This is a genomic window from Kutzneria sp. 744 (assembly GCF_000568255.1).
Taxonomy (GTDB): domain Bacteria; phylum Actinomycetota; class Actinomycetes; order Mycobacteriales; family Pseudonocardiaceae; genus Kutzneria.
Genome location: NZ_KK037166.1, coordinates 3,197,905 through 3,203,389, shown reverse-complemented (window position 1 = coordinate 3,203,389; position 5,485 = coordinate 3,197,905). Strand labels below are relative to the sequence as shown.

The window sequence follows — 5,485 nt, the reverse complement described above, 5'->3', positions numbered from 1 at the left end:
GGTCGCGCTGCTGACCAACGGCGGCAACACCCGTGACCTGTACGAGGACCTGTATCGGGAGATCTTCGCCGAGGCCGCCGGGGTGGCGCTGCCGACGCCGCTGGCGCCGCCGGCCGTGCCCGTCGAGGCCGACATCACGCCGTGGCTGGGCACGTATGAGCGATCCTCGGTTCGTATGGAGGTGCTCGACGGGCCGGTGCTGCGCACGACGGTGACCGGTCCGCTCGCCAAGCTCCTGCCGCAGGCCACCACCGAACTGCCTATGACCGCCGTTGCGCCCGATCTGTACGTCGTGCGGCCGCCCGAGTCCCAGACCTGGATCCCGGTCACGTTCTACACGTTGCCCGACGGTGCCCGCTACGTCCACCACGGTGTGCGTGCGACGCCGAAGGTGGGCTGACATGGCGACGCCGCAACAGTGGGCGGTCGCGATCTCTGTTGTTGTGGACGCGACGGCGGCGGCCACGCGGGCCGCTGCCCATGCTGGCGTGGAGATCCGGGAATTCGACGCAATGTCCGAGTTCGCCGCCATAACCAAGCTGTACTCGGAAATCTGGCGACCGACCGCCGGCCCGCTGGTCGGCGCGGAGTTGTTGCGGGCGCTGAGCAAGGCGGGCAACTACGTGGCCGGTGCGTACGAAGGCGCGAAGCTGGTCGGCGCGTGTGTCGGCTTCTTCGCGGCCCCGGCGGACAACGCGCTGCACAGCCACATCGCCGGTGTCTCCGCCACGGTCGCCGGCCGGCACGTGGGCTTCGCCCTCAAACTGCACCAACGGGCCTGGGCCTTGCGCCAGAAGGTGCCCGTGGTCAAGTGGACGTTCGACCCGCTCGTCGCCCGCAACGCCTACTTCAACATCGGCAAGCTCGGCGGCCGGCCGGTCGAGTACCTGCCGAACTTCTACGGCGACATGAACGACGGCATCAACGGCGACGACGACACCGATCGCCTGCTCCTGCACTGGGATCTCACGTCACCGCAGGTCGCCAGGGCCTGCGCCGGCCTGCCGCAGCCCGTTGACACCGATGTCACGCGCGGTGCAGTGTTCGCCTTGGAACGCGACAGCGGCGGCGACCCGGTCGGCGGAACCCACGGTGCGAGAACGGTTCTCGTGGCCGTGCCGGCGGACATCGAGAAGCTGAGGGTGTCGGATCCGGGCCGGGCCAAGGAGTGGCGGACGGCGGTGCGGGAGGTGCTCGGCGGCCTCCTCGCCGACGACGCCCGGGTGACCGGCTTCGACCGCCGCGGTTGGTACGTCCTACAGCGATGAGGAGAAACACGGTGCAACTCGAAGGATTCGAACTCCGCCGGATCACGATGCCGCTGGTCGCCCCGTTCCGAACCTCGTTCGGCGTGCAGACCGGCCGTGACGTGCTGCTGGTCCGCGCGGTCACCACCGACGCCGAAGGCTGGGGCGAATGCGGCGCGTTGGCGGATCCCGTGTACTCACCGGAATACGTCGACGGGGCCGAGGACGTGATGCGGCGGTTCCTCATCCCGGCGCTGGCGGGCGCGCCCCGGCTCGACGCCAGTCGCGTCGCCACCATCCTCGCGCCCTTCAAGGGTCACCGCATGGCCAAGTGCGCCCTGGAACTGGCTTTGCTCGACGCCGAGCTGCGGGCCGAGGGCCGGCCGCTCGCGCGGGAACTGGGCGCGGTCCGCGACCGCGTGCCGTGCGGGGTGTCGGTCGGCATCATGGACTCCGTGCCGCAGCTGCTGGATGCGGTCGGCGGCTATCTCGACCAGGGGTACGTGCGGATCAAGCTCAAGATCGAGCCCGGCTGGGACGTCGAGCCCGTGCGCGCGGTGCGGGAGCGCTTCGGCGACGACGTGGCGTTGCAGGTCGACGCCAACACCGCCTACACCCTGGCCGACGCTCGGCAGCTGGCCAAGCTCGACCCGTTCGACCTGCTGCTCATCGAACAGCCCCTCGACGAGGAGGACGTGCTCGGCCACGCCGAGCTGGCCCAGCTCGTGCGCACCCCGATCTGCCTCGACGAGTCGATCACCTCGGCGGCCACCGCCGCCGCGGCCATCCGCCTCGGCGCGTGTCGCGTCGTGAACATCAAGCCCGGGCGGGTCGGCGGCTACCTCGAAGCCCGCCGCATCCACGACGTGGCTGCCGCGGCCGGCGTCGCGGTGTGGTGCGGCGGCATGCTCGAAACCGGTGTCGGCCGGGCCGCCAACGTCGCGCTGGCCGCCCTGCCCGGCTTCACGATGCCCGGCGACACGTCCGGTTCCGACCGCTACTACGCCTCCGACATCACCGAGCCCTTCGTGCTCGACGACGGCCATCTCCCGGTGCCGACCGGACCGGGTCTTGGCGTCGAAACCCGCCCTGACCAGCTCAAATCCGTCACGACGAAGACCGAGTGGGTATCCTGCTAGGTCAACGCTCACGGCGGGAGGTGCCAGCGGTGATCGGTCGAACCCGGGCCAGCCTCCGGCGTGTCCTCGACGATCTGGGCGCCACCCTGCTGGAGCTCGTCCACGGCGAGGTGGGCCGCGAGGACGACGGCACCGAGATCGGCGGGGTCGTCATCCACGACCCGGTCGACGAGGAACTCCTGCCGCCCAACGCGCTCGTGCTCGGGAACGGGCTGTCCGAGGCCCATGACATCGCGGGCCTGATCCGCGCCCTCGGCGCGCAGAAGGCCGCCGGGCTGGTCGTGCGGGCGCCGGTTGTCGACGATCCGGACCTGCGCACGGCGGTGGAGGAAAGCGGGGTCGCGCTGCTCGGGCTCACGCGCGGCGCGTCCTGGAGTCAGCTCGCGGCGATGCTGCGGTCCATGCTGGCCGAGGGCGACGTCGGGGTCGCCGAGCCGGACACGCTCGGCGGGCTGCCGGCCGGCGATCTGTTCGCCCTGGCCAACGCCATCGCCGCGCTGATCGACGCGCCCATCACCATCGAGGACCGCAACTCCTGCGTGTTGGCGTTCTCCGGACGGCAGGACGAGGCGGACCAGAGTCGCATCGAGACGGTGCTCGGCCGCCGCGTTCCCGAGCGGTACTCACGAATGTTGGTAAAACGCGGTTTCTTCGCGGAGCTGTACCGCAGCGACCGGCCGGTCGTGCTGGACTCGCTGCCTGACGAGGGTGTTTCGCAGATGCGCGTGGCGATGGCCGTGCGCGCGGGGGACGAGATCCTCGGCTCGATCTGGGCCGCAGTGCAGGAGCAGCTGAGCGAGGAACGCAGCGAGGCCCTGTGCGACGCGGCCAAGCTGGTCGCGTTGCACCTGCTGCGAGTGAGGGCCGGCTCCGACGTGGGCCGGCGGCTGCGGGCCGACCTGCTGGCCACCGCGCTCGAAGGCAGCCCCGGCGCCCGCGACGCGCTCAACCGCCTCGGGCTCGGCGACCGGCCCGTCGTCGTCCTCGCCCTCACCATGGTGGAAGCGCCCGGCACGACGGCCGGCGAGCTGGCCGGTGCCCGCGAACGCCTCGGCGACGCCCTGACCATGCACCTCGCCGCCGTGCACCCACGCGCCGCTTGCGCCCTGGTCGGCGACGTCGTCTACGGCCTGGTGCCCGTCTCCCGGCCCCAAGCCGACGCCGAGGAGCGCGCCTCCCGTCTCGCCGCCGAGTTCCTGGACCGGGTGGGCGAGCGGCCGCCCGCGGCCATCGCCGTCGGCCCGATCGCCCACGACGTCACGGATCTGGTCCACAGCCGGGCCATCGCCGACCGCATCGTCCGCGTGCTGCGAGAACGCCGCACCGGGCATCGCGTCGCCCAGCTGGCCGATGTGCACACCGACACCCTCGTGCTGGAGCTACGGGACATGGTCCTCGCCCGTGGCGACCAGCCCACCGGCGCCGTCGCCCGCCTGCTCGCCTACGACGCCGAGAACAACGGCCACCTCGTCGCCACCCTGCGCGCCTACCTCGACGAGTTCGGCGACGTCAACGCCGCCGCCGCACGGGTTTACGTGCACCCCAACACCTTCCGCTACCGCATGCGCCGCCTAGTCGAGGTCGGCCAGGCCGATCTGAAGGACCCCGAGGCCCGCTTCGCCATGATGCTGCAACTGCGCACCGTCGTCGACCCGCGCCTGTCGAGCTGAGCCGGGGCCAGCACGCCGACCGGCATCTTTCTCCCCCTGAACTCCTCCATTCGCACCGAGCTGAATGGACGGTCCGCAACGGTAGCGAAGCGCAGATTCCTTTGCACACCAGCATGGTTCGAGTACACATTCGCGCCGAACGATCGGCTCCTCTTGTGTGGACCGGATTTGTCGCATTCCGACCGGAACCGCGACGATCACCGCCGGCCCGGACGCCGGCCAGAGGCGTGGCCTTGGCCACGAACTGGCCACAAGATCCCCAAGGTGCACCTGTTCGGACCATCGGCTCGGCGGCCAGCAGCCACCGACCGTTGTCCACGGGCGCCGAAGGTGCGGCCATTCCGGCGAAAACGCGTGCCGGAACCGTGGCCGAACACCGGACCAGCTGCCACACTGACGGTCCTTCGGACCCGGACCTGAGGGGACGAGCGTGAACGAGCAGCGCCATGACCACGGCAACCCGCCCCTTCGGCTCCTCGTGGACGCGCTGCAGGACGTGTCGTCCCTGCGCACGGCCCACGAACGCCACCTCGTGCTGGAACTGTTGCGGCACAAGCTGGGCAACGGATTCCACGTCCGCGGCCACCGCCGCCACGTGATCAGGATCGGGCGCCAGATGCCGCAGCTGCCAGGTCGCGCGGTGATCCAGCACCACCTGCTCGGCCGCGCGGCGATGCCGCTCCGGAACCAGGTGGTGCTGCCAGGTCAGCACGTGCTCCCGCATCGTGGCGACAAAACGTTCGCCGACATCGGTGAGCAGACCACTGCGCTCGATGGTGTCGGTGGCGTCCGTGGTCTGGAGCCGGTGCAGCTCGAAGCTGAAGTGCGCATGTCGTCCACGCCTTCGGCCCGCCAGAAGTCGGTGACGGCAAGGAAGCTGTAGACGCCGTGAAGCAACCCGTGCAGCGGCCGGGGATCGTCCCGCCATGGGGCGTAGCAGATCTCGTCGCGGTCCTCCACGTCCAACGTCACCAGGTCGAACAGGCCGTTCAGCTTGCTGTGCGCGAACTCGTGGATGAGCACCGCCGCCAGTCGCGGCGCGTCCGTCGGCAGCGTCAGCTCCACCAGGCCGAACGCGTCGGCCGAGGTCGCGCTGGAATCCCGGAACCTGTTGCGTCGCGGCCGGGGCACCAGCGCGGCCAGTCCGGTGGCCAGTCCCTCCGCCTGTTCGGTGTGCCGGGACACCAGCAGCCGCCAGGCCTGGTCCAAGGTGGACGTCCAGTCCAGAACCGCTTTGTCAGACAACGGTTCGGCCGGCAGCGGGTCGCCGAAGGCCCGGAACGGGGACAGATCGTCCAGCCACACGGCCAGTTCATGGCCACTGTGCTCGACCCGGATCTGCCGCATCGGCCGCCATTCGGTCAGCTCGACACCCTTGTGCCGCATTGCGAATCCGTCTCGCCCGGCCGTGATCTCGGCGACGTCGTGG

4 protein-coding genes and 2 pseudogenes are annotated in these 5,485 nt (G+C 70.5%); 5 read left to right on the top strand and 1 reads right to left on the bottom strand.

Annotation, left to right across the window (positions count from 1 at the left end; translation table 11 throughout):
- The 5 genes and pseudogenes from KUTG_RS14250 to KUTG_RS66155 form a co-directional block, all read left to right on the top strand.
- A pseudogene (locus tag KUTG_RS14250) lies at nucleotides 1–400 on the top strand (serine hydrolase); the annotation flags it as partial.
- A gap of 1 nt (nucleotide 401) precedes the next feature.
- A complete protein-coding gene (locus tag KUTG_RS14245; RefSeq protein ID WP_043717288.1) occupies nucleotides 402–1,268 on the top strand; it encodes a hypothetical protein in 867 nt (288 codons plus the stop codon).
- A gap of 11 nt (nucleotides 1,269–1,279) precedes the next feature.
- Nucleotides 1,280–2,386 carry an o-succinylbenzoate synthase gene (menC, locus tag KUTG_RS14240; protein ID WP_043717286.1) on the top strand — a complete coding sequence of 369 codons (1,107 nt, stop codon included), beginning with the start codon at nucleotides 1,280–1,282 and terminating at the stop codon, nucleotides 2,384–2,386.
- A gap of 29 nt (nucleotides 2,387–2,415) precedes the next feature.
- Nucleotides 2,416–4,056: a PucR family transcriptional regulator gene (locus KUTG_RS14235; protein WP_157494532.1), complete on the top strand. Its 1,641-nt coding sequence runs from the start codon at nucleotides 2,416–2,418 to the stop codon at nucleotides 4,054–4,056.
- A 430-nt stretch (nucleotides 4,057–4,486) separates the two neighbouring features.
- A pseudogene (locus KUTG_RS66155) lies at nucleotides 4,487–4,678 on the top strand (hypothetical protein); the annotation flags it as partial.
- Nucleotides 4,679–4,761: 83 nt separating this feature from the next.
- Here KUTG_RS66155 and KUTG_RS14230 read toward each other — a convergent pair.
- Nucleotides 4,762–5,485 (bottom strand): aKG-HExxH-type peptide beta-hydroxylase (locus tag KUTG_RS14230; protein ID WP_232240797.1); only part of this gene is annotated, 724 nt, incomplete at its 5' end.